At 71.3% G+C, this 20,502-nt stretch carries 19 protein-coding genes and 1 pseudogene; 7 read left to right on the forward strand and 13 right to left on the reverse strand.

All coding sequences use genetic code 11. The features are described 5' to 3' along the window. Nucleotides 1–70 precede the first annotated feature (70 nt). Nucleotides 71–1,462: a prolyl aminopeptidase gene (gene pip, locus ACQ0O7_RS13875; RefSeq protein WP_430782444.1), complete on the reverse strand. Its 1,392-nt coding sequence runs from the start codon at nt 1,460–1,462 to the stop codon at nt 71–73. A 174-nt stretch (nt 1,463–1,636) separates the two neighbouring features. Here pip and ACQ0O7_RS13880 point away from each other — a divergent pair, with 174 nt between their 5' ends. Next, a complete protein-coding gene (locus ACQ0O7_RS13880; RefSeq protein ID WP_430782445.1) occupies nt 1,637–2,059 on the forward strand; it encodes a YybH family protein in 423 nt (140 codons plus the stop codon). Between the two features lie 101 nt (nt 2,060–2,160). Here ACQ0O7_RS13880 and ACQ0O7_RS13885 read toward each other — a convergent pair whose 3' ends face one another. Further along, nucleotides 2,161–2,583 carry an ArsI/CadI family heavy metal resistance metalloenzyme gene (locus ACQ0O7_RS13885; protein WP_430782446.1) on the reverse strand — a complete coding sequence of 141 codons (423 nt, stop codon included), beginning with the start codon at nt 2,581–2,583 and terminating at the stop codon, nt 2,161–2,163. A 74-nt stretch (nt 2,584–2,657) separates the two neighbouring features. Here ACQ0O7_RS13885 and ACQ0O7_RS13890 point away from each other — a divergent pair, with 74 nt between their 5' ends. Next, the gene (locus ACQ0O7_RS13890; protein WP_430782447.1) at nt 2,658–2,990 is read left to right on the forward strand and encodes an ArsR/SmtB family transcription factor; all 333 of its coding nucleotides are present in this window, start codon (nt 2,658–2,660) and stop codon (nt 2,988–2,990) included. Continuing rightward, nucleotides 2,987–3,379: an arsenate reductase ArsC gene (locus ACQ0O7_RS13895; protein WP_430782448.1), complete on the forward strand. Its 393-nt coding sequence runs from the start codon at nt 2,987–2,989 to the stop codon at nt 3,377–3,379. Before ACQ0O7_RS13890 ends, ACQ0O7_RS13895 begins: the two co-directional genes overlap by 4 nt. Nucleotides 3,380–3,478: 99 nt before the next feature. Here the strand turns inward: ACQ0O7_RS13895 and ACQ0O7_RS13900 are convergent, their stop codons facing one another. Both ACQ0O7_RS13900 and ACQ0O7_RS13905 read right to left on the reverse strand, forming a co-directional pair. Next, nucleotides 3,479–5,269, reverse strand: coding sequence for an ABC transporter ATP-binding protein (locus ACQ0O7_RS13900; RefSeq protein WP_430782531.1), 1,791 nt, complete (start codon nt 5,267–5,269; stop codon nt 3,479–3,481). A 150-nt stretch (nt 5,270–5,419) separates the two neighbouring features. Beyond that, entirely contained in the window at nt 5,420–5,848 is a 429-nt protein-coding gene (locus ACQ0O7_RS13905; protein WP_430782449.1) for a PPOX class F420-dependent oxidoreductase, read from the reverse strand. Between the two features lie 210 nt (nt 5,849–6,058). Here ACQ0O7_RS13905 and ACQ0O7_RS13910 point away from each other — a divergent pair, with 210 nt between their 5' ends. Next, complete coding sequence (locus tag ACQ0O7_RS13910; protein WP_430782450.1) at nt 6,059–6,658, forward strand: TetR family transcriptional regulator; 600 nt, start codon at nt 6,059–6,061, stop codon at nt 6,656–6,658. Nucleotides 6,659–6,699: 41 nt separating this feature from the next. Here the strand turns inward: ACQ0O7_RS13910 and ACQ0O7_RS13915 are convergent, their stop codons facing one another. Both ACQ0O7_RS13915 and ACQ0O7_RS13920 read right to left on the reverse strand, forming a co-directional pair. Further along, nucleotides 6,700–7,017 carry a hypothetical protein gene (locus ACQ0O7_RS13915; protein WP_430782451.1) on the reverse strand — a complete coding sequence of 106 codons (318 nt, stop codon included), beginning with the start codon at nt 7,015–7,017 and terminating at the stop codon, nt 6,700–6,702. Nucleotides 7,018–7,636: 619 nt separating this feature from the next. After that, nucleotides 7,637–8,257, reverse strand: a pseudogene (locus ACQ0O7_RS13920) (ATP-binding protein); the annotation flags it as partial. Between the two features lie 177 nt (nt 8,258–8,434). On the opposite strand from ACQ0O7_RS13920, the gene ACQ0O7_RS13925 reads away from it, so the two are divergent. Together ACQ0O7_RS13925 and ACQ0O7_RS13930 are read left to right on the forward strand one after the other, a co-directional pair. Continuing rightward, the gene (locus ACQ0O7_RS13925; RefSeq protein ID WP_430782452.1) at nt 8,435–9,400 is read left to right on the forward strand and encodes a pectate lyase family protein; all 966 of its coding nucleotides are present in this window, start codon (nt 8,435–8,437) and stop codon (nt 9,398–9,400) included. 142 nt (nt 9,401–9,542) lie between these two features. Beyond that, nucleotides 9,543–9,866, forward strand: coding sequence for an STAS domain-containing protein (locus ACQ0O7_RS13930; protein ID WP_430782453.1), 324 nt, complete (start codon nt 9,543–9,545; stop codon nt 9,864–9,866). Between the two features lie 72 nt (nt 9,867–9,938). Here ACQ0O7_RS13930 and ACQ0O7_RS13935 read toward each other — a convergent pair whose 3' ends face one another. The 4 genes from ACQ0O7_RS13935 to ACQ0O7_RS13950 form a co-directional block, all read right to left on the reverse strand. Further along, on the reverse strand, nt 9,939–12,215 hold the full coding sequence (locus ACQ0O7_RS13935) for a putative bifunctional diguanylate cyclase/phosphodiesterase (RefSeq protein WP_430782454.1): 2,277 nt from the start codon (nt 12,213–12,215) through the stop codon (nt 9,939–9,941). Between the two features lie 32 nt (nt 12,216–12,247). Next, nucleotides 12,248–12,919 (reverse strand): DUF6891 domain-containing protein, encoded by a 672-nt coding sequence (locus ACQ0O7_RS13940; protein ID WP_430782455.1) that lies wholly within the window; start codon nt 12,917–12,919, stop codon nt 12,248–12,250. A gap of 735 nt (nt 12,920–13,654) precedes the next feature. After that, complete coding sequence (locus ACQ0O7_RS13945; protein ID WP_430782532.1) at nt 13,655–14,869, reverse strand: MFS transporter; 1,215 nt, start codon at nt 14,867–14,869, stop codon at nt 13,655–13,657. Next, entirely contained in the window at nt 14,863–15,543 is a 681-nt protein-coding gene (locus ACQ0O7_RS13950) for a hypothetical protein (RefSeq protein ID WP_430782456.1), read from the reverse strand. The genes ACQ0O7_RS13945 and ACQ0O7_RS13950 overlap by 7 nt, the downstream gene beginning before the upstream one ends. A 141-nt stretch (nt 15,544–15,684) precedes the next feature. Here ACQ0O7_RS13950 and ACQ0O7_RS13955 point away from each other — a divergent pair, with 141 nt between their 5' ends. Next, nucleotides 15,685–16,200: a BON domain-containing protein gene (locus tag ACQ0O7_RS13955; RefSeq protein ID WP_430782457.1), complete on the forward strand. Its 516-nt coding sequence runs from the start codon at nt 15,685–15,687 to the stop codon at nt 16,198–16,200. A gap of 57 nt (nt 16,201–16,257) precedes the next feature. Here the strand turns inward: ACQ0O7_RS13955 and ACQ0O7_RS13960 are convergent, their stop codons facing one another. From ACQ0O7_RS13960 to ACQ0O7_RS13970, 3 genes are all read right to left on the reverse strand, one after another. Continuing rightward, nucleotides 16,258–17,814, reverse strand: a complete 1,557-nt coding sequence (locus ACQ0O7_RS13960; protein WP_430782458.1) for a sensor histidine kinase — start codon at nt 17,812–17,814, stop codon at nt 16,258–16,260. A 221-nt stretch (nt 17,815–18,035) separates the two neighbouring features. After that, nucleotides 18,036–18,335 carry a hypothetical protein gene (locus tag ACQ0O7_RS13965; protein WP_430782459.1) on the reverse strand — a complete coding sequence of 100 codons (300 nt, stop codon included), beginning with the start codon at nt 18,333–18,335 and terminating at the stop codon, nt 18,036–18,038. Next, on the reverse strand, nt 18,332–20,461 hold the full coding sequence (locus tag ACQ0O7_RS13970; protein WP_430782460.1) for a hypothetical protein: 2,130 nt from the start codon (nt 20,459–20,461) through the stop codon (nt 18,332–18,334). Before ACQ0O7_RS13970 ends, ACQ0O7_RS13965 begins: the two co-directional genes overlap by 4 nt. Between the last annotated feature and the right edge of the window lie 41 nt (nt 20,462–20,502).

Here is a 20,502-nt window from a genome sequence, read left to right on the forward strand (position 1 = left end):
GAACCGAACGTGTGGCCCTTTCGGCGGAACCGCTCCGGGCGTCAGTCAGGCCCATCGGGCGCGACCCGGATCACCGCAACGCGGCGGTGGCGGCACGGAGCGCGGCGAACATCTCCGGGTCGGTGCGCAGATGCCCGGAGTTGACCCATCGCAGGGCCAGGTTCTCGCCGTACGCCTGCCGGAGTTCGTACGCCCCGGCCGGCGGGGTGCACATGTCGAAGCGGCCGTGCACCAGTGTGGCGGGGATGTGCCGGACAGCCCCGACGGCGTCCAGGATGTGGTTCTCCGGGATGAAGCAGCCGTTGGTGAAGTAGTGCGTCTCCAGCCGCGCGATCGGCACCGTGGTCGGATCCCCGGTGGCCAGCCGCTCGTTGCGCACCGGATCGTAGTCCAGTGAGGTCAGTGCGGCCTCCCACAGCGCCCATTCGACCGCGTGCCGGCGCGCCACCGCCGCGTCCTCGTCCCGCAGCCCACGGTGGTAGTGGGCCATCACGGCTTCCGGGTCGTCGCGCAGGTCCGCCGGCACCGGGCCGGTGAACCGGTCCCATTCGGCGGGCAGGAAGTGCCGGGGCGGGCCGCCCATCGCCCAGGCGTCGTCGGCCCGCCGGGCCAGGTAGACGCTCCACAGAGTCAGGCCGCGGACCCGCCCCGGATGCCGCATCGCGTACAACAGGGCCAGGGTCGCCCCCCAGGAGCCGCCGGCCAGGTGGGCGCTCTCCCACCCGAGGTGCCGCCGGAGCGCCTCGATGTCGGCGATCAGGTGGCCGGTGGTGTTGTGCCCGGTCTCCGCGAACGGGGTGCTGCGCCCGCATCCGCGCTGGTCGTGGAAGAGCACGTGATGCCGGGCGGGGTCGAACAGGGCCTTGTGGGAGTCGCCGTACCCGGCTCCGGGACCGCCGTGCAGCAGGATCACCGGCACCCCCGCCGGGTTGCCCCAGGACTCCCAGTGCACCCGATGGCCGTCGCCGACGTCGAGGTGCCCGTCTGCCGCGATGATCTGTTCGCCCTCCCCGCTCGGCGGGTCGAAGCGCCGCTGGAACGCGTCGAGGGCCTCCGGGGTGACGGTCAGCGCGTTGGCATGCGATTCCCGGTTGCGGGCGGCCAGGCGGCGCAGCAGCTCATTGCGGGGCACCGGGAAGTACAGCAGCCGGACCTCGGCACCCGCCTCCTCGGCCAGTGCCCGCCAATGGTCCCGGTCGGCCCGCAGCCACAGGCCGTGGTCGACGATCACGTCCCGGCCGGCGGTGAGCAGCGTGACCATCTCGGCGCGGACCTCGGCCACCACCGGCGCCGCACGCTCACCGTAGGTGTGCTCCGGATAGTCCACGCCGTAGCGCCCGTGCCGGGCGAACACCCGCTCGTCCACGGAGAGGCGAACCGCCCCGGCCGGCTCCAGCACACGGGTCGCGTAGGTGGTCTTGCCGGATCCGGTCAGCCCGGTCAGCAGGTAGACGGTGGCCATCAGAGCAGGTTACGTGCCGGCTCGCCGGTAGCCGGGCCGCTGTCAGGGTGTGGTGGTCCCGGATTCGGGGTGGGCGCCACGGTCCACCACGAGGATCTGGCCGGTCCGGAGATGTTCGCCGCGCTGCGTGTCGTGACGGCCGTGCCGCGGTGGCCGGGGTTATGCTCGATGGGCATGACTTTCGATCCAGCCGTGCCTTTCGATCCAGCAGAGACTTTCGATCCAGCAGAGACCGTCGACGAGCATGTGACCTCCTACCGCGCGGCCTTCGCCACCGGGTCCAGCGCCGTCGTGGACCGTTTCTACGAGCCCGGCGCGGTTCTGGTCCCGCAGCCCGGCACCGCACTGACCGGCCCGGCCGAGCGGCGGGCGGCGTTCGGCCATCTGCTCGGTTTCGGCGTCCCGATGGTCGCGCGGACCCGGCGCCTGTACGTCGCGGACGACATCGCCCTGTCGATCGTCGACTGGTCGATGCGCGGCACCGCCCGCCAGGGTTACCCACTCGACCTGTCCGGTGTCTCCGCCGACGTGCTGCGCCGGGGCGCGGACGGCCGTTGGCGCTATCTGATCGACAACCCGTTCGGGACCGCCGCCTGACCACCTCGCAAGGCCTGCGTGGCCTGCCCGAGCCGGCACGTCGTACCGGCTCGGGCAGGCCGGCGCCCGGGCCGGTGGGGATGCCGGCCCGGCGAGCCCGCTCAGCAGCAGCCCGGCGTGGCGACGGCGGCGTCCGGCATCGGTTTGTCGCCGACGGGCGAGTCGCCCTTGACCACGTACACCTCCCACGGCTCGTTCCCCGGCCCTCGCACCCACACCTTGTCCTGGAGCGCGTAACAGCACTCGGTGTCACCCTCGGTGAGGGTGATCAGGCCGGCGTCGGTCAGCCGGCTGGTCGCCGCGTCGACCTGGTCGCTGGTCTCGACCTCCACGCCGAGGTGGTCCAGCGCGGTCGGCCGGCCGGGCTCGCCCGCCAGCAGCACCAGCTTGAGCGGCGGCTCGGTGATGGCGAAGTTGGCGTATCCGGGGCGGCGCTTGGCCGGTTCGGCACCGAACAGTTTCGTGTAGAACGCGACCGACGCCTCCAGGTCGGCGACCCGCAGCGCGAGCTGAACACGGGACATGACACCCCTCCAGTTATCTAGACGACTCTCTAATCAGCTTGCGATGACATCCCGTGAGCTGTCAATGTAGAGAAGTGTCTAATCAAAGCGCCCCCACCGTCGGCGCGGCCCTCAGCCCGGACGGCGCGGCCGAGCTGGCCCGCGTGTTCAAGGTCCTCGGCGATCCGGTCCGGCTGCGGGTGCTGTCCCTGATCGCGTCCCGTGGCGGCGGCGAGATCTGCGTCTGCGACATCACCGGCGCGTTCGACCTGACCGGCCCGACCATCTCCTACCACCTGCGGCAGCTGCGCGAGGCCGGCCTGGTCGACTGCCAGCGCCGCGGCACCTGGGTCTACTACTGGGTCGTCCCGGCCCGGCTCGCCCTGCTCTCCCAGTTCCTCGACCCCACCGACCGGAGCGCCCCGTGACCACCACCGTCCTGTTCGTCTGCGTCCACAACGCCGGCCGCTCCCAGATGGCCGCCGGCTGGCTGCGCCACCTGGCCGGTGACCGGGTCGAGGTGCGCTCGGCCGGTTCCGCCCCGGCCGCCGGGCTCAATCCGGTCGCCGTCCGCGCGATGGCCGAGGTCGGCATCGACATCACCGCCGAGCAGCCCCGCCTGCTCGACCACGCCACCGCCGAGACCAGCGACGTCATCGTCACGATGGGCTGCGGCGACGCCTGCCCGTATTTCCCCGGCAAGCGCTACGAGGACTGGCCTCTCGACGACCCGGCGGGCCGTGACATCACCGCGGTCCGCCCGATCCGCGACGCCATCCGCACCCGGGTCGAGCAGCTCCTCACCGACCTGCCGTGACGGTGACCACCGCATTCGCCCGGCGGCCGCCGGGCGGTCCGGTGGCGCGCGGATCTCGCGGGGACGAGACGGGGCCATGCGACCCACGTACCGCGAAATCTACCGGTAGCCGGCCGCCTGCATGGTGAACAGCTGGGCGTAGAGGCCGCCGGCCGCCATCAGGGTGTGGTGGGTTCCGGATTCGGTGAGGGCGCCGCGGTCCATCACGAAGATCTGGTCGGCGTGGGTGATGTTGGCCAGCCGGTGGGTGATCAGGATGGTGGTGTGCCGGCCCTGCCGTCCGCGCAACGCCCGGAACAGGGCGTCCTCGGCGCGCGGGTCCAGGGCCGACGACGGTTCGTCCATGATCAGCAGTGGGGCGTCGCGCAGGAACGCGCGGGCGGCGGTGATCCGCTGCCACTGGCCGCCGGACAGGTCCTGGCCCTCCTTGAAGGTACGGTCGAGCAGGGTGTCGTAGCCGTGCGGCAGTTCGGCGATCATCTCGTGGGCGGCGGCGAGCAGGGCGGCGGCTTCGATCCGGGCCGGGGTGACGTCGGCGTCCACGTCGCCCATGGCGATGTTGGTGGCGGCGCTGAACGGCCACTTGTTGTGTTCCTGCAGCGCGACCGCGATGTGCCGGAGCAGCCCGGCGGTGTCCCAGTCACGGTAGGAGCGGTCGTTCCAGGTGATCGTGCCGGTGCTGGGTTCGCGCAGCCCGGCGATGATCGCGGCGAGGGTGGACTTGCCGGAGCCGTTCTCGCCGACCAGGGCGATGGTCTCGCCGGCCCGGATGGTGAGGGTGACGTCGTCGACGGCGGGCCGGTCCCGTTCCGGGTAGTGCAGGCTGACGCCGGTGACGGTGAGCCGTTCCAGGGTGGCGGGTTCCGGCCGGCCGGCGGTGGACGGCGGCAGGTAGCCGGAGGCGGTGGTGAGGAAGCGGACGTACTCGTTGAAGAACTGTCCACTGGCGTACACCCGGTCGATCTGGAACGTGGTCAGCGACAGCGACCGCTGGGCGGCCTGCACCGCGATCACGCAGGTGGCGGCCGCGGCGAGGGGGATGCGGCCGTCGATCAGCAGGGCGCCGAGCAGCACGTACACGCCGGTCAGCGCCACTCCCCCGACCACCGCGCCGACGCTGGTGGTCGTGGTGACCTGCTGCGCGACCCGCAACTCGACGGCGATCTGCGCGCCCATCACCCGGTCGTAGAGGCCCAGCAGGAAGGTCCGCAGGCCGTAGGTGCGCAGTTCGGCAGCCGATTCCCGCTCGGCCATCAGCCGCTGCAGCACCCACTGCCGCCGGCGCCGGGTGGAGCTGGCCAGATAGCTCTGGAACCGGACGTGCCCGGCGCGCAGGGCGGCGTACCCGGTCGGCACGGTGGCCACCACCAGGGCGATCAGCAGCAGCGGGTGCACGGTGACGACGGCCACGGTGACGGCGAGCAGCCCGGCCACCCCGGCGAACAGGTTCATGGTGTCCTGCACGAGTTCGATGGCCGCCTCGGTGCCGCGGGTGGCGCGTTCCATCCCCTCGGCGAATCCGTCGTCGTCGAAGGCGCGCAGCTCCACGGCGGTGGTGTGCTCGAACAGTTCCCGTTCCACGTGCAGATGGACCCGGGGTGTCAGGCCGTTGACGGCGTAGCCGACGGCCATGCCGAGGATGCCCCGGATCGCTGTCGCGGCGGCCAGCCAGAGCAGGGCGGGCATCGCGGCGCGCACCCGGTCGGGGGTGGGCCCGCCGGCGAACAGTTCGATGAGGACCCGCTGGGTGGCGATCAGCCCGAACGCGGCCATCGCCCCCGAGCCGACCGTGGAGACGGCGACGAGGGTGGTGCGCAGCCGGTCGGCGTGCCACGCGACCCGGACGGCCTTGGCGATCAGGCCGGGGAGTTCGGTGAAGATGCCGAGCATGCCGGCGTCGGCGCGGGCCCGCACGCCGGTCTCCCACCAGCTCGGCCGCAGTTCGGGAAGGACCTGATCGTCTGCTGCCACCCTTCAACCGGTACCCGACGGTGGGCCGGGCGGTGGCGTACCCGCTGTCCGATGGACAGCGGGACCACGTCAGGACGCGATGCCGGTGAAACCCTGAACCCTCTCCATCCGCACCCGGACCAGCAGCTCGCCCTCGACCGCGTTGCGCCTGCCGTACGACCCGGCCAGCTCGGCGCCCATGTAGCGTTCGGCGATCCGGGTGGCCCAGACCAGCATCTCGTCCAGGTCGGTGCCGAGTGTGGCGGTGCCCCGGACGGTGACGTAGGCGAACGGCGCGATCTCCTCGTCCACGCAGATCATCACCCGAGGGTCCCGGGCCATCGCCTTGCCCTTGACGGTGTCCGCCCCGGTGTTGAACACCAGGTCGTCGCCGTCGAGCACGAACCAGATCGGCACCACGTGCGGCGACCCGTCCGCGCGCACGGTGGCCAGTTTCCCGGTCCGGGTCCCGGCGGTGAGGAAGTCACGCACCTCGTCGTCGCTCATCCGTTTCGTCATGCCCGCATTCTGCCCGCTCAGCCCAGCACGTCGAGGCGCTGGTGGCGGTCCACCTGCACCCGTGCCGTGGCCAGGCCGATGCCGCTGCTGCCACCGGTGACGAGAAAACGAACGCCCGCTCAAGCTGATGCGCCCCCACCGCGCACCGCATGGCACAGAGTGTCAACTCATGCACATGATGCCGCCAGGTGCATGGCGTAGCATCGGCGAATGAGCACCATGGCCGAACGCAAGCGGCAGCTCGTTGCCGGAGAACTACGCGACGCGGCGCTGATGCTGCTCGCCACCAAGGGCTTCGACACCGTGACCGTGGATGACATCGCCGCCGCCGCGGGCGTGTCCCGGCGGACCTTCTTCCGCTACTTCGCCTCCAAGGAGGACGTCGTCGTCCGCTGGCTCGCCGACATGAGCGAGATGGTCGTCGCCGTCCTCAGCGAACGCCCCCTGGACGAGCAGCCGTCGACAGCGCTGAGACACGCCGTCTGGGCCCCTCTCGAACTCTGCACCGATCACCCCGACCACACCGAACGCTCCCGGGTGGTGGCCCGCCTGGTGCTGGACACCCCCGCCCTGGAGGCCCGCTGGATGGAGTACCAGGTGCGGGTCCGCACCGACCTGGCCGTCGAACTGGCCACCCGGCACGGACTCGACCCGGACGCCAGCCCGTGGCCCCGCCTGGCCGCCGGCATGACGATGCTCGCCCTGGACCAGGTGCTGCAGCGCTGGCAGCCCGGCGACGGCGAGCACGATCTGGCCCGGCGCACCGACGAGGCGTTCACCGTGATCGCCCCCGCCCTGGACGCCTCCTGACCGCAGGTGGCCGGGCGCGTGCCGCCCGGCCCACCGTCCCGTCAGCGCCGGCCGTCGCCCGCGGTGCCCCGCGCGAACTCGCCTTTCCACACGCCGCTGTCGAACTCCAGCCACCTGCCCCCGTTCCGGGTGGGGTCGAACAGCCGGACCGTGGCGATCAGCTCGTCCTCGTCGTTGCGGTCCTCGTCCAGCAGGATCGGCCCGTACCAGCCGACGAACTCGATCCCCAGCCCGTCCGGACCGCAGTGGAACCAGGACAGCGGCACCGATGTCAGGTACGTCCGGCCGCTGTCGGACGCATACAGCCTGGCCTCGACGTCGCCACGGTCCCGGATCGCCTCGCACCTCGACTGCGACATGTCGGCGTCCATCCCGACGGTGAGCTTCCACTCGTTCGGGACCGAGGTGCCCGGCGATCCCGGCCGCCTCGGCCACCAGCGGCGCCGGAAAACTCCGGCCGATCAGCGCCGCCGCCTGGAGCAACGTGCGGGCCGGCGACCCGAGACGGGCGGCGCGGGCGGCGACCTGCCCGGCCAGCCCCGGCGGAACAGAGGCCGTCGGAGCGATGAGATCCACCGGCGGCGCGAAGGCAACCGGCACGACGGAGGCCGTCCGGGCGGTCGAGGCCGTCGGCGCACGCCGGGACCGCCAGCCGTCGGCCGTCGCGGTCAGGGTGCCGTGGGTGACCATGCCGGCCAGCAGTTCCTCCACGTGGAACGGGATGCCGTCGGAGGCCTCGCGCAGGCGTTCCATGACCGGGCCGGGCACCTGATCGGCCGGGATGCCGAGGCACTGCGCGGCCAGGTCGCGGATCTCGCCGCCGCCGAGCCGGGCCGGTTCCAGAACCGTCGCCGCCCGGCGGGCCACCAGCGTGCGCATCAGGTCGGCGCCCGGGTTGCCGCCGGTCCGGACGGTGCCGATCACCAGGATCGGCTCCTCCTCGAGGTGGTCGGCCAGGTAGTCGACGACGGCCAGGGTCTCCGGGTCGGCGTCGTGCAGGTCCTCCAACACGAGCAGGCCCCCGGAGAGGGCCGCGAGCAGCCGCAACACACCTTCGGCGAGTACCACGGGCGACTCGTCGAGGCGATCGCGCGGTTCCCGAACCGGCGCCGGAACCTGTTCCCCGCCACGCGAGGGCCGTGGTGGCGGGACCCGGCATTCCGGGAGGAGGCGGGCGAGGGCGGGCCGGTACGGGACGAGGGCCGGATCACGGGGCGGGCCGGTGCGACGCAACCCGGACATGAGCGCTTCCCGGAGCGGGCGGTAGGGGTCCGTACCGCAGGTCGCTCTGCCTCGCAGGGATCGCATGCCGGCGGCGCGGGACCACCGGGAGGTCTCGGCGGCCAGGCGGGTCTTGCCGATGCCGGGCTCGCCGGCCAGGAAGATCATCCGGCCGGTCCCGGAGGCGGCTGCGGTCAGGGCGGCGCGGAGGCCGTCCTGTTCGGTGCGACGGCCGACGAGGGGGCCGTCGAGGCGGAGGCGGGCGTCCTTGGCCAGGGCGAACCCTCCCTCGGCAGCGCTCGGAGTCCCTCCGAAGGTAGGCCGCGGGACGGGGCGGCGGGAACGTACCCGTCGTGTACACGACCGAGCGACATACATTGACAGATGTCGATTGCAGCGCCTACCGTCGGCCGAGGAAAGCGCTTACCCGCAGCGTACGGCCGAACCCACTGAACCGGCCGCGCGCTACCCGTCATCCCCAGGCGGGGCGGGCGCTTCCGACACCCCCATGCCGTCTCCCCGGACGGCATCCGTCCCCCAACGGAAGGGAAACCCATGTCCACCAACATGCGCCGCCGCACCGTCCTGGCCGCCCTGTCCGCGAGCGTCATCGCCGCGGGCGGGCTGGCCGTCGCCAGCGCGTCCCCGGCGCTGGCCTACGAGAACAGCCCCGTCGGGTACGCCGGCCTCAACGGCGGCACCCCCGGCGGCTCGGCGTCCACCGTGGTCACCGTGACCACCGCGTCGGCCCTCAAGTCGGCGCTCAGCTCCAGCACGTCGCAGACGGTCCGGGTGTCCGGGCTGATCTCGATCTCCGGCATGTACAGCGTGGCCTCCAACAAGACGGTCATCGGCGTGGGCTCCGGCTCCGGCATCACCGGCGGCGGCCTCAACCTCAACAGTGTCCGCAACGTGATCCTGCGCAACCTGATGTTCCGCAACGCCGGCGACGACTCGATCAACGTGCAGGAGGGGTCGACCAACATCTGGATCGACCACAACGACCTGGCCAGCGGGTACGACGGCCTGATCGACATCAAGCGCGGCTCGGACTACATCACCGTCTCGTGGAACCGGCTGCACAACCACGACAAGTCGATGCTGCTGGGCCACAGTGACGACAACGGCTCCCAGGACACCGGGAAGCTGCGCGTCACCTACGTGCACAACTGGTTCGAGGGCACCGGGCAGCGGCACCCGCGGGTCCGGTTCGCCAACCCGGTGCACGTGCTGAACAACTACTACAGCAACATCGGGTCGTACGGGGTGGCGTCCACCGAGAACGCCGGCGTCTACGTCGAACGCAACTACTTCGAGAACGTCGCCAACCCGACCGTCACCCAGACCGGCGACTCCGACCCCGGCAACATCAAGGTGCTGAACAACTACAAGGTGAACTCGGGCACCGAGCAGGTCCGCAACGGCGCCAGCGTCGCCGCGATCCCCTACTCGTACACCCCGGAGTCCAACAACACGGTCAAGGCCACCGTCACGGCCGGCGCCGGAACCGGCAAGATCTGACCCCTTTCCGGTACGGTCGGTGCCCGCTCGCCCACCGAGCGGGCACCGATGCTGTGAATATCCGGGTGGGGTATCGACCTGAACCCGGGCAGGACCTAGCGTTGACGTCCCGGACGTTCCGTTTAACGGAAGGCGTTCGCTCATGAGCGCTAGCACGGTCGACGTCAGCAGCACCCCCGACGGGACCCTCGTCATCCACCCCCACGGCGATCTGGACGCCGACGACGCGATCGGCCTGCGCCGCGCGCTGGTCCACGCGATCCGGCACACCCGCCCGTTGTGCCTGGTCCTCGACCTGGCCGACGTCCACGACCTGGACCCGCTGAACCTGGGCGCGCTGGCCGCCGCGTGCGGGGTCGGCGACGATCATCAGGTGGCGGTGTTCGTGGACAACTCGTCGGCGGCCCTGGCCGTCCGGCTGACCCAGGCCGGCGTCCCCGAGCACCGGCTGCGTAACGTGGCCTGACGCCGGCCGCCTCAGTGATCATGGTCTGCGGTTCCCCCCGGCGCCGGCAAGACCACCAGGGCGACGACGCGGTCAGCGGCGGGCGGTGGTGGTGACGCTGAGAGCCTCGGCAGCCTGGGACGGGGGCATCGGGCGGTGGAAGTGGTAGCCCTGGCCGATGCCGCAGCCCATCTCGGCCAGCGTGCGGGCCTGCTCGGCGGTCTCGATGCCCTCGGCCACCACGTGCAGGTCGAAGGCCAGCCCCAGCCGTACGATCGCGTCGGCGATCCGCCACGCCCGCTGGTCGTCGACCACGTCCCGAATGTAGGAGCGGTCGATCTTGAGAATGGTGACCGGCAGCTGCTGGAGGTAGCTGAGGGCCGAGTAGCCGGTGCCGAAGTCGTCGACGGCCAGCTGGATGCCCATGTCACGCAGGGCCTGGAGCCGGGCGATGGTGGCCTCGTCGGGTTCCAGCACCACCGACTCGGTGATCTCCAGGACCAGGTGGTCGGCGGCGAATCCGGTGTCGGCGAGGATGCCGGTGACCACGTCCACCAGGTCGGCCTGTTTCACCTGCAACGGTGACAGGTTGACGCTGAGCATCACCTGTTCGGCGCCGGCCACGGTGGAACGCCATTCGGCGACCTGCCGGCAGGCTTCGCGCAGCACCCACTGGCCGAGCGGCACCACCGCCCCGGTCTCCTCGGCGAGTTCGATGAACGCCCCGGGCATCAGCAGCCCGCGTTCCGGATGGTTCCAGCGGACCAGGGCTTCCACGCCGAGGATCTCCGGCCGGCCGTGCAGGGAGACGGCCGGCTGGTAGTGCAGGACGAGTTCGTCGTCGGCGATGGCCTGCCGGAGCCGGGCGTCGCGGGTGCCGGCGTCCAGGTCGGGGGTGTAGAGCTGGTAGCGGGAGCGGCCGGAGCGTTTCGCCGCGTACATCGCCAGGTCGGCCTGCCGCAGCAGGTGGTCGCCGTCGACCTCGCTGCTGTCCGGGCCGAGCACGGCCACCCCGATGCTGGCCTCGACCGACAGCACCAGGTCGCCGAGGACGACGGGGGTTCGCAGGGCTTCGACCAGCCGCTGGGCGACCCGTTCGGCGGCGACCACGTCGGGCAGGTCGCGCAGGATGACGGCGAACTCGTCGCCGCCGAGCCGTCCGGCGGTGTCACCGCCGCGGATCACCGACCGGAGCGCGACCCCGGCGGCTTGCAGGACGGCGTCGCCGGCTTCGTGGCCGTACGTGTCGTTGATGGGTTTGAACCGGTCCAGGTCGATCAGCAGCACGGCGCTCAGCCGGCCGGGGCGTACCGGCGCGGCGGTCAGATCGGCGACCCGGTCGTTGATACGGGTCCGGTTGGCGAGCCCGGTGAGCGGGTCGGTGACGGCCAGGTCGTGGTTCTCGCGGAGCACGTACATCTGCCGGGTGATCACCAGCGCGGTCAGCAGGATGGCCCCGAGGATCATCCCGCCGAGCGGGTAGATGCCCTGCTCCCGGGCCATGTAACCGAGGACTCCGTAGGCCAGGGCGATGGCGCCGTACGGCAGCCAGTTGACCGTGGCCCGCCGTTTGGCCGGGTCGGGCGGGTTGTAGTTCAGCCGGTACGTCCGGTGCGCGGCCAGCACCAGCAGGTATCCGCCACCGAGCCAGAACAGGTCGGGCCAGCGCCCACCGGAGAACCCGGAGTGCATCTGGATGTACCCGTACGCGATGTCGGCGATCACGAACAGGGTGACCGCCGCGACCAGCATGGTCAGCGCCTGGTCGACCACTCCGGAGCGGCGCATCAGCAGCATCGCCAGGGCGAGCACGAGCAGCAGGTCACCGACCGGCAGGGCGGCCGAATAGACGCTCTGGTAGAGCGGCACCCCGTCGTTGACGACGAGCGGCCCGAGCAGCAGATACCACAGCACGATGAAGGTGCCGACCGCGACGATCAGCGCGTCCAGGGTCAGTTTGATCCGGTCGATGCGGGAGCGCCGGTCGGCGGGCATCATCAGCAGGCCGACGAACATGAACGGGACGAAGGCGATGAACCAGTGGTCGGCGAAGGCCGGGAAGCGGGCCTCACGCAGGATCGAGTCCTCGATGAACCAGGAGATCTGGGCGATCAGCCGGCAGAAGAACGCCGCGGTGATGAACCCCCAGGCCCGGCTCATGCCGGCGGTCTGCCGGCCGCGGAGGACGATACTCAGACCGAGGAGTGTGTACGTCAGGGCGATCGGAATGTGCACCAGGTTGGTGAGGAACCGGCGTTCCTCCTCGCTGCCCCAATGCCCCAGGTAGAACACCAGGAACGCGGCGAGCAGCACGCCCGTCGCGCCCACCGCCGCGTCCGCGGTCCGGTCCGCGACCCTGTTCTCGGCCATCGCCCCCACATTCGGCACGACCGGGAACCGGCTTAGCCGAGTGGGGCGTACCAGTGGGCGCCGGTGACCAGGATCCGGGTGGCCTGCTTCCGGTTCCAGGTGACGCTCATGCCGTGCCCACGCAGCACCGGGAACACCACGTCGTCCAGCATCCGCTCCAGGTCGGCCTGGTAGGCGGCCTGCTTGTCGTTCTCGTCCAGCGCCTCGTAGGCGTCCTCGTCGAAGTCCTCCGGCGGGTAGACGCCGTACCCGAGATAGACCGACCCGTCCGGGCTGGAGATCAGCGACTCGGTGTCCTGCTGGTGGTACCAGAGATAGCCGAGCCAGTGCCGGGAGTCGTCGCGCTCGTCGTGGATCTCGGCCGAGGCGCAGGTGCCGCAGCAGGCGAAGTTCTCCCGGGCGAGCACCCCGAGCCGGTTCAGTTCGTCGAAGGCGAGGGTGAGGTTGCTGCGCACATGACCCCAGTCCCGCTGTTGGTCCCAGCGGACTTCGAGAGCTTTCCGGTACGCCGTGGCGAGCTCCTCGTCGGTGAGCCCGTGGCGCTCCTCCTCGTCGTCGAGGTAGTCGACGAACTCGTCCGGGTCGTCGTCGCCCCGAACGACCCAGGCCCAGATCTCGTCCTCGATCGCCGCCGTCGCGGTGTCGTCCCGCTCGGGCAGGAACCGCGCGCCGGCCGGCCGCTCGTTGTAACTCCACGTGTTCACGCGCGCGATCATGTCACGCCCCCGGCCCGCCCGCTCGCCCCGGCCCAGCCCGGCGACCACGCGATATTCTCCGCGAGCGATCTACTACACCGAGTGACGAAGATGGCTCACGGCCCAGTCCGCCAACGAGGTCACCGGGATTCCCCGCCCAAGCGTCCGCTTCCTTGCGGCCGAGAGGCCATCCGCCACCACAGCCCTGTCACCCCCGACCGATCTTGGCGGATTCACCACCAGAAAGAGCCCTCTTCTCGGCCGTCGGCCCACTCGCGGTCAATTCTCCGCGCGAGTGTCCGCCTTCCGGCCCCGCCTTGGCCGATCTTGGTGGATTTGACACCGTTTCCGGTGGTAAATCCGCCAAGATCTCGGCTGGACGGGTCACCCGCGCGAGGGATTGACCGCAAGTGATCAGGCAGCCGAGCACAAGGCTCGAAATGGTGGTAAAGCCGCCAAGATCTCCGCTTGACGAGTCGCTCGCGGGACGGATTGACCGCGAGTGATCAGGCGGTCGAGAAGAAGGCGGTTGAGTTTCCCTCTTGAAGGGCTGGGGGTTGCGCAGGTCCTCGGCCGGGGACTCGGCTCCGCCCCCGTGCGGGCGCACCGCGACCCGCCGAGCGGTATCCCGCGACCACCGCATCCGGCCCGGAACCCGCCGGACGGTCCGGACTCACACCGATCTCGCGCGGACGAAACGGAACGACCCGATTGCCGGGGACCCGACGGGCGTACCGAAAAGGATCACCGCGAAACCGGGACCGCCCGGACCGCCCGGAACCGGGGATGCACCAGCACGAACACCCAGACCGCCGCCATGATCACTGCCCCGGTGATCACCGGCAGCACCGGCCCCGCGCTGTACAAGGCGGTCCCCGCGGTAGGCGCCAGCACGAACGTCAACCCCGCCGTCGCCCCACTGAGCCCCGCCATCCCACCCTGCTCCTCCCGGCTGAGCAGCAGTGTAGGACCAGCGGTATACCCAGGCATGGCGGTCCCGAGTCCGAGACCGATCAGCCCGATGGCGACCACCAGCAGCACCATCCCGGCATTCGGAATCAACAGCACGAACCCACCGAGCGCCACCGCCCCACCAGCCCGCAGCAGGGTTGCCGGACTCCATCCACTGCGCGGCACGATCACCGCCTGGGCGAGCACCATTCCCACACCGGCCGTGAGCAGCGCACCCCCGGTGTACAGCCCGGTGCGCTCGGCACTGAGCCCGAGCCGGTCCTGAATCAGGAACCCGGTGACCACCTGGATGAACCCCAGTGCCGTGAACATCCCGAACCCGGCGACCAGAAACGGCCACACCCGGCTGTCGAACGGGCTGATCCGGGCCGGCTTCTCGATCAGCTCATGCCGCGACTCCCGCCGCAGCCGCACCGAGATCAACGCCAGCCCGGCAGCCAGCAGCACGGGCACGGCGACCAGCGGAACCAGCATGCCGAAAGCGGACAGCACCCCACCGACGATCGACCCACCGACCATCGCGATCCCCTGGGCCGCACCGACCCCCGCCATCCCCTTGACCCGGGTCTCCTCATCGGTGGTGACGTCCGCGATGTACGCCTGCGCGGTCGGGACGACCGCCGAGATGGCCGCACCGAACCCGATCCCCCGCAACACCACGAACAGCACGAACAGGGTGGTCCCGGTGACCACCCCGGCCATCCCCAGCGCGGCCAGCCCGGCGAACAACACCATGGTCACCGTGGCCAGCGCGAACGCCGCGACAAGCACCGGCTTTCGCCCCAGCGACTGCGACCGCCGCCCCCAGGACTGACTGGTCAGCACCACCATGATCGCCGCGACACTGATCGTCACACCGATCTGCCACTCCGCCAGACCGACCTCACGGGCGAGCGGGGCGATGATCGGGTTCAGAGTCATCTGTCCGAGATAGACCAGGAACACCGCGCCGAGAAGCAGCGATATCTGCGGTTTCACGATCAAGATCCTTCCGATTGCGTACGAGGGGAGAGCTCGCGATCGATTCCGGCCAGGACGACGCGTAGCTTGCCGCGGAACCAGTCCACCGGGTCGGCGCGGATGGCCCGCAGCATCTCGGCCCGGATCGAGCCGAGGTCGGGGTCACCGGCCGGTTCGGCCCATTGGGCGGCGATGTGCTCGCGCATGGCGGCCGATCCGGTCTCGGCGGCCAGGGCCAGGTCGTCGACACCGCGCCGGTTGTCGACGGCGAGGTCGAAGACCAGGTCGACGGCGAGGACGGCGTCGGCGGCCCGGAACCCGTTGCGGATCAGCATGGCGCCGAGCCGGTCGGAGAGTTCCAGCACCGTCGGCGGCACCACCCCGCGGGTCATCTCGGCGGCCGAGCCGGGGTGGCGCGCGTAGGCGTGCCAGGCGGCCATCGCCCACTGTTCGAGCACGTCGCCCCAGGGCCCGTCCAGGCCGGGCCAGTCGACCCGCCGGACGGCCAGGTCGAGTCCGAGCCGGACGAGTTCGTTGCGGTTGGCGGCGTGCCGGTAGAGGGTGGCCTGCCCGATCCGCAGGTGGGCGGCGACCGCGGTGAAGGTGAGGTCCCGGAACCCGATGTCGAGGACCGCCGCGGCGATCTCCGCGGTGTCCACCTGGGCGGGCCGGCCCGGTTTTCGCCCCTTGCGCTCTGTCACGAAGGGTACCCTAACAAAATTTTGAGAGTGCACTATCGTAATACGGTGAGTGTCACAGTGTTGTCATATGACCGGGGTGCGATCGCCACGCCCGCCGACCAGACTTCGCCGTCGACACCGCCGGCAGTTCGGAGACCAAACGTGTGGCCCCAGCCCTTCGACGACGCCTGGCAGGACCGCGCGCCCCGGCCCGCCGCCGCCCCCGACGTCCAGCTCACCTGTCAGGTCAACGAACGGATCCTCACCGACCCCCGGCTGACCCGGGAACGGATCACCGTCGAGGTGCAGAACCGGGTGGTCAACCTGATCGGCACGGTCGGCTCCCTGCACGCCCGGGTCACCGCGGCCGAGGTGGCCCGCTCCACCCCCGGCGTCACCGACATCTGCAACCGGCTCGAACTGTCCCGCGTCGCCGACGTCACCGCCACCCTGCCGGAGCTGCGGCCGGACCCGTTCGAGGAACTGATCGCCCACTGGGACGACACCCCGTCGCCCCGCCGCACCCCGCTGCTGAAGGGCATCGCGGTGCTGATCGCGACGGTCGCCGTGCTGCTCTGCCTGGCCCTGTGGCCTCACCTGGGCGGGCTCGGCGCGACCCTGGTCGCGGTGCCGTGGCTGGCGGTCGCCACCGCGCTCACCGTCCAGTCAGCTCTCTGAACAGCTGGTGTGGCACGGTGCGGCTCGATTCGAGCCGCACCGTGCCACACGTGTTCGTCAGCTCTCCAGCACCGCCGGGACCGGCGCGGCGGGCAGAGTGAACCAGATCGAGGTGCCCTCCTCGACATCGAGGTCCAGCCAGATCCGGCCACCGTGGTACTCGACGATCTTCTTGACGATGGCCAGGCCGATGCCGGTCCCCTCGTACGCGTCCCTCGGGTGCAACCGCTGGAAGATCACGAACACCTTGTCGGCGAACTCGCGCTCGATCCCGATACCGTTGTCCCGGACGTTGACTTTCCAGAAGTCGCCGTCCCGCTCGGTGCTCACCCGGATCACCGGCGGCACCTCCGGCCGGCGGAACTTCAGCGAGTTGCCGATCAGGTTCACGAACAGGGTGGTCAGCAGCGGCTCCTCACCCTCCACCGCGGGCAGCTCACCCCAGCCGATCTCGGCCTCCGCCCCGGCCCGGGCCTCCAGCTGCGACCTCACCTCGGGCAGCACCCGGTCCAGATCCACGGTCTTGAACCCGGAGGTGATCCGGCCGATCCGGGAGAACGCCAGCAGGTCGTTGATCAGCCGCTGCATCCGCTGGGCGCCGTCCACCGCGAAGTTGATGTACTGCTCGCCCCGGTCGTCGAGCTGGTTGCCGTACCGGCGCTGCAGCAGTTGACAGAAACTCGCCACCTTGCGCAGCGGCTCCTGCAGGTCGTGCGAGGCGACGTAGGCGAACTGCTCCAGATCCCGGTTGGACCGGGTCAGCTCCTCGGCCTTCGCCTCCAGCTCCCGGTTCACCGCCTCGACCTGCGCACGGGCGTCACGCACCACGGTCAGCTCGGCGGCGATCTGCCGGCGCATGCCGTCCACGTCGGCCGCCAGCACCCGCAACTCCGGCGACCCGGAACTGGTGATCTCCCGCTCGTAGTCGCCGGCCGCCACCTGCCGCACCTGCTTCGCCAGGTCGGTCACCGGCCGGTTGATCAGCCGGTCGATCAGCACCAGCAGCACCGCACCGGCCACCAGACTGATCACCGCCGCGACGATCTGCAACACCACCAGCACCGACCCGGTCTGCCGGGCCGCCGCGACCGCCTCGTTACGCAACGCCAGGATGTCGACCTGAAGATCGTTCACCGACACCCGCAGCGCGTCGAACTGCCCGGTGCCGATCGTCACATCGGACGGCTCCCCGGCCCGCACCGACGCGATCACCGGATCGGCGACCACCCGGCGCCACTCCGCCGCCCGCTCCCGCACCAGCCGCACGTCGTCGCGGATCGCGGCGTTGCCGCTGGTCGCGTTCAGGCTCTCGATCTGGGCGAGCAGGTCCCGCTCGGCCCGTTCACCCTCCCGGTACGGTTCCAGGTTCGCGGTCTCACCACTGAGCGCGTAGCCGCGGATCCCGGTCTCCTGGTCCAGGTAGGCGGCGTAGAGGTCCTGCCCGGCCAGCCGCATCGGCCCGGTCTTCTCAAGGATGACGTCGAGGTTCCGGTTGCTGTCCACAGCGGTCAGCGCGGCCAGCACACTGATCCCGGAGAGCAGGATCCCGGCGACGGCCAGCAGCACCGCCACCCGCCTGCGCAGCGTCCAGGAACTCAGCCGAACCCGGCTCATCAACTCTCCTCGCCTGACACCGACACCACCCCACCGACCGGCGGGACACCGAAGTATGTCGCACCCCTCGGACCAGGGCGACACACCCCACCGCCCCACCCGGCAAAGCGGCGCCGCACCACCCCACCCGGCAAAGCGGCGCCGCACCCCATTGCCGCACCCGGCAAGTAGCGCGGCACCCCACCGCCTCACCCCGCCGGCGGCGCCGCACCCGCGGCGGCTCAGCCCTCCAGAACCGTCCGCAACCGCCGGGCCTCGCGCACCAACCGGCTCCCGCCCGCTCTCCCGGCCACCTGGGCCAGCCCGGGAACATTACCTCGGGCACCGACCTGCGCGGCCGCCACTGTGGCGAGTTCCAGCAGATCGGGAAGCCCGCGCGGCACCTCCGGCAGAAGCACCGGCAGGGCCGCCGCCAGCACCTGCCACACCGCGCACCCGGCCCCGGCCCGCTGAGCACCGGCCAGTCCGGGCAGCACCCGGGACAGTTTCAGGGTGCCGTCCGCACAGAGGTCACCGATCACCGCCCCGAGCCCACCCGCGAACCACCCCTCCCCACGACAGTCCCCACGCCGCCGTGCCCCGCGACGCCCTCTCGCGCGGCCGGAACGGGAAACACCTCCACCGCCGCCAGCCGATCCGCGACGCCCTCTCGCGCGGCCGGAACGGGAAACACGTCCACCGCCGCCAGCCGATCCGCGACGTCCTCTCGCCCGGCCAGGATGAGGAACGCGTCCACCGCCGCCAGCCGATCCGCCTCGTCGCGTGCGCCCAGCACGTAGGCGAGGGCCAGTGCCATCGCCGGGCCGATCGGGCCGGACGCCTCGGCGAGCAACGGCAGCAACCGGCCCGCACCACGCTGATCCAGGTCGGCGAGAGCGGCCAGGGACGGCAGCGCCCAGGCCGCGACCACCTCCCGATGATGGGGCAGCGCCGCGACGGCGATGTCGGCCGGCCCGACGGACTCCCGCGAGTAGTAGCTCGCCACGTCTCCACACGCCAGCGTGAAAAGACCCTCCGCCAGCACCGACGACGACCACCCACCATCCCGCACGGCCTCATCGGTGGCCCCGGCAGCCGCACCGCCCACGGCAGACGCGGCGGCGATGGACGGGGCCGGATCGAGCCGCACCACCACCCGGCGCTGAAACCGGGCCGCTCCCCCATACCAAGGAGCGCCGCTTTGCTCCACCCGCGTGCTGACCGGCCCGGCCGCCCCGCCCTCTCGCAGCCACGCCGCGAACCGGCGCCCGCACTCCGACGTCAACTCCGCGGCCCGGCGGGTCACCTCGTGATCGGCAGCCGGTGACATCCGCAGCAGGGCCTGCTCGAAGTCGACCGGCCACGGTGTCCAGCCGTCGGCCTCGGCCCGGACCAGGCGTTCCAGCAGGTCCGCCGCGTCCAGGGTGCCGTCCACCCGGGTCGGCGTGGCGAGCAGCAGCGGAACCGGCCGCCGCCCGATCCGGTCGGTCAACTCACGCAGGCGGAACACCAGGGCACCCGCGGCGCCACCACGCAGCGGCGACTCGGCGCGGGTGTCGAACGACCATTCGTGACGCTCGGCCGGCAGGACGATCGCCTTGATCACGTCACCGAGCACGCCGGTTGCGGTGGACTGCCCGAACCGGTACCGGTAGCCGGGATCGTATTCGTACCGCTCCAGGATCGGCCCCAACGGCTCGGCGAGATCCGGCAGCGACACCAGACCAGCGATCACCCGCTCCCAGGTCACCGACGTCTCGCCGTGCATCAGGGCGGCGATCTCACCGGCCAGCTCGGCACCGCTCGTGATCGGCGGCGGCATCACGGCGGCCGGCGCGGGTGGGGCGAGCCGCGGCGTGGCGGCGGGTGCCTCGACCACCCCGAGCAGCTCGGCGGCCCGGATCGGCAGATCCCCGGCGAGGACCGAGGCGGCGTCGGCGATCCGGGCCACGGTCGCCGCGTCGAGATCACCGGCCCGCCGCCCGATCAGGCCGAGCGCCTGCTCCTGCACGTCCAGCGCCGGATGCCCGAACGCGACCGCGACCGTCTCCATGACCGCACCGACCCGCCCGGCGTCGCGCCGAGCCACCCGGTCCAGCCAGGACAGCTGCGCTTTGACCAGGCCTTTCTCGCCGCGTTGCAGGGCGGCCGCACCAGCGTCCACCAGCACGTCGAACTCCAGCAGCCCGGCGTCGTCGACGGCCCGCAACGCCCGCTGGGCCAGCGCGGCGACCGGCCCCGGCCCACCGGCGAGCAACGAGGAATAGTCACCGACGGCCGGCACCAGCTCGGCCACGGCCGGGGCCAGCCCCTCATGGATCGCGGTGAACGGCCGCAGCCAGGCCGGCCGGTCCCCGCGCACGAGGCGGTCCCGGACCGCGGCGAGGATCACCGCCCGGTCCAGGCGGCCTTCGGCGATCAGCAGCAGCACCGCCTCAGGGACGGCGGCCTGCGGGTTCCAGCTGGTGGTCCCCCAGTATCCGTCGTTGAGCGCAGCGCCGACCCCGTCGATCTCGAACACCGCGGGAAGCAGCACGTCCAGGAACGGGCTGGCCCGCGGATCGTCGACGAACGGGGTGCGGCGACCGCCCCGGTCGTACAGCGCGGAGATCCATGCCCGGACGAACCCCGCGGTGCGTGGGGCCAGCTCGGGAGTGGACTCCAGCATCGCGGCGACGAACCGCCAGTCCCGTGCCCGGGTCTGCCGGG

The organism is Actinoplanes sp. G11-F43, assembly GCF_050589265.1.
GTDB lineage: Bacteria > Actinomycetota > Actinomycetes > Mycobacteriales > Micromonosporaceae > Actinoplanes.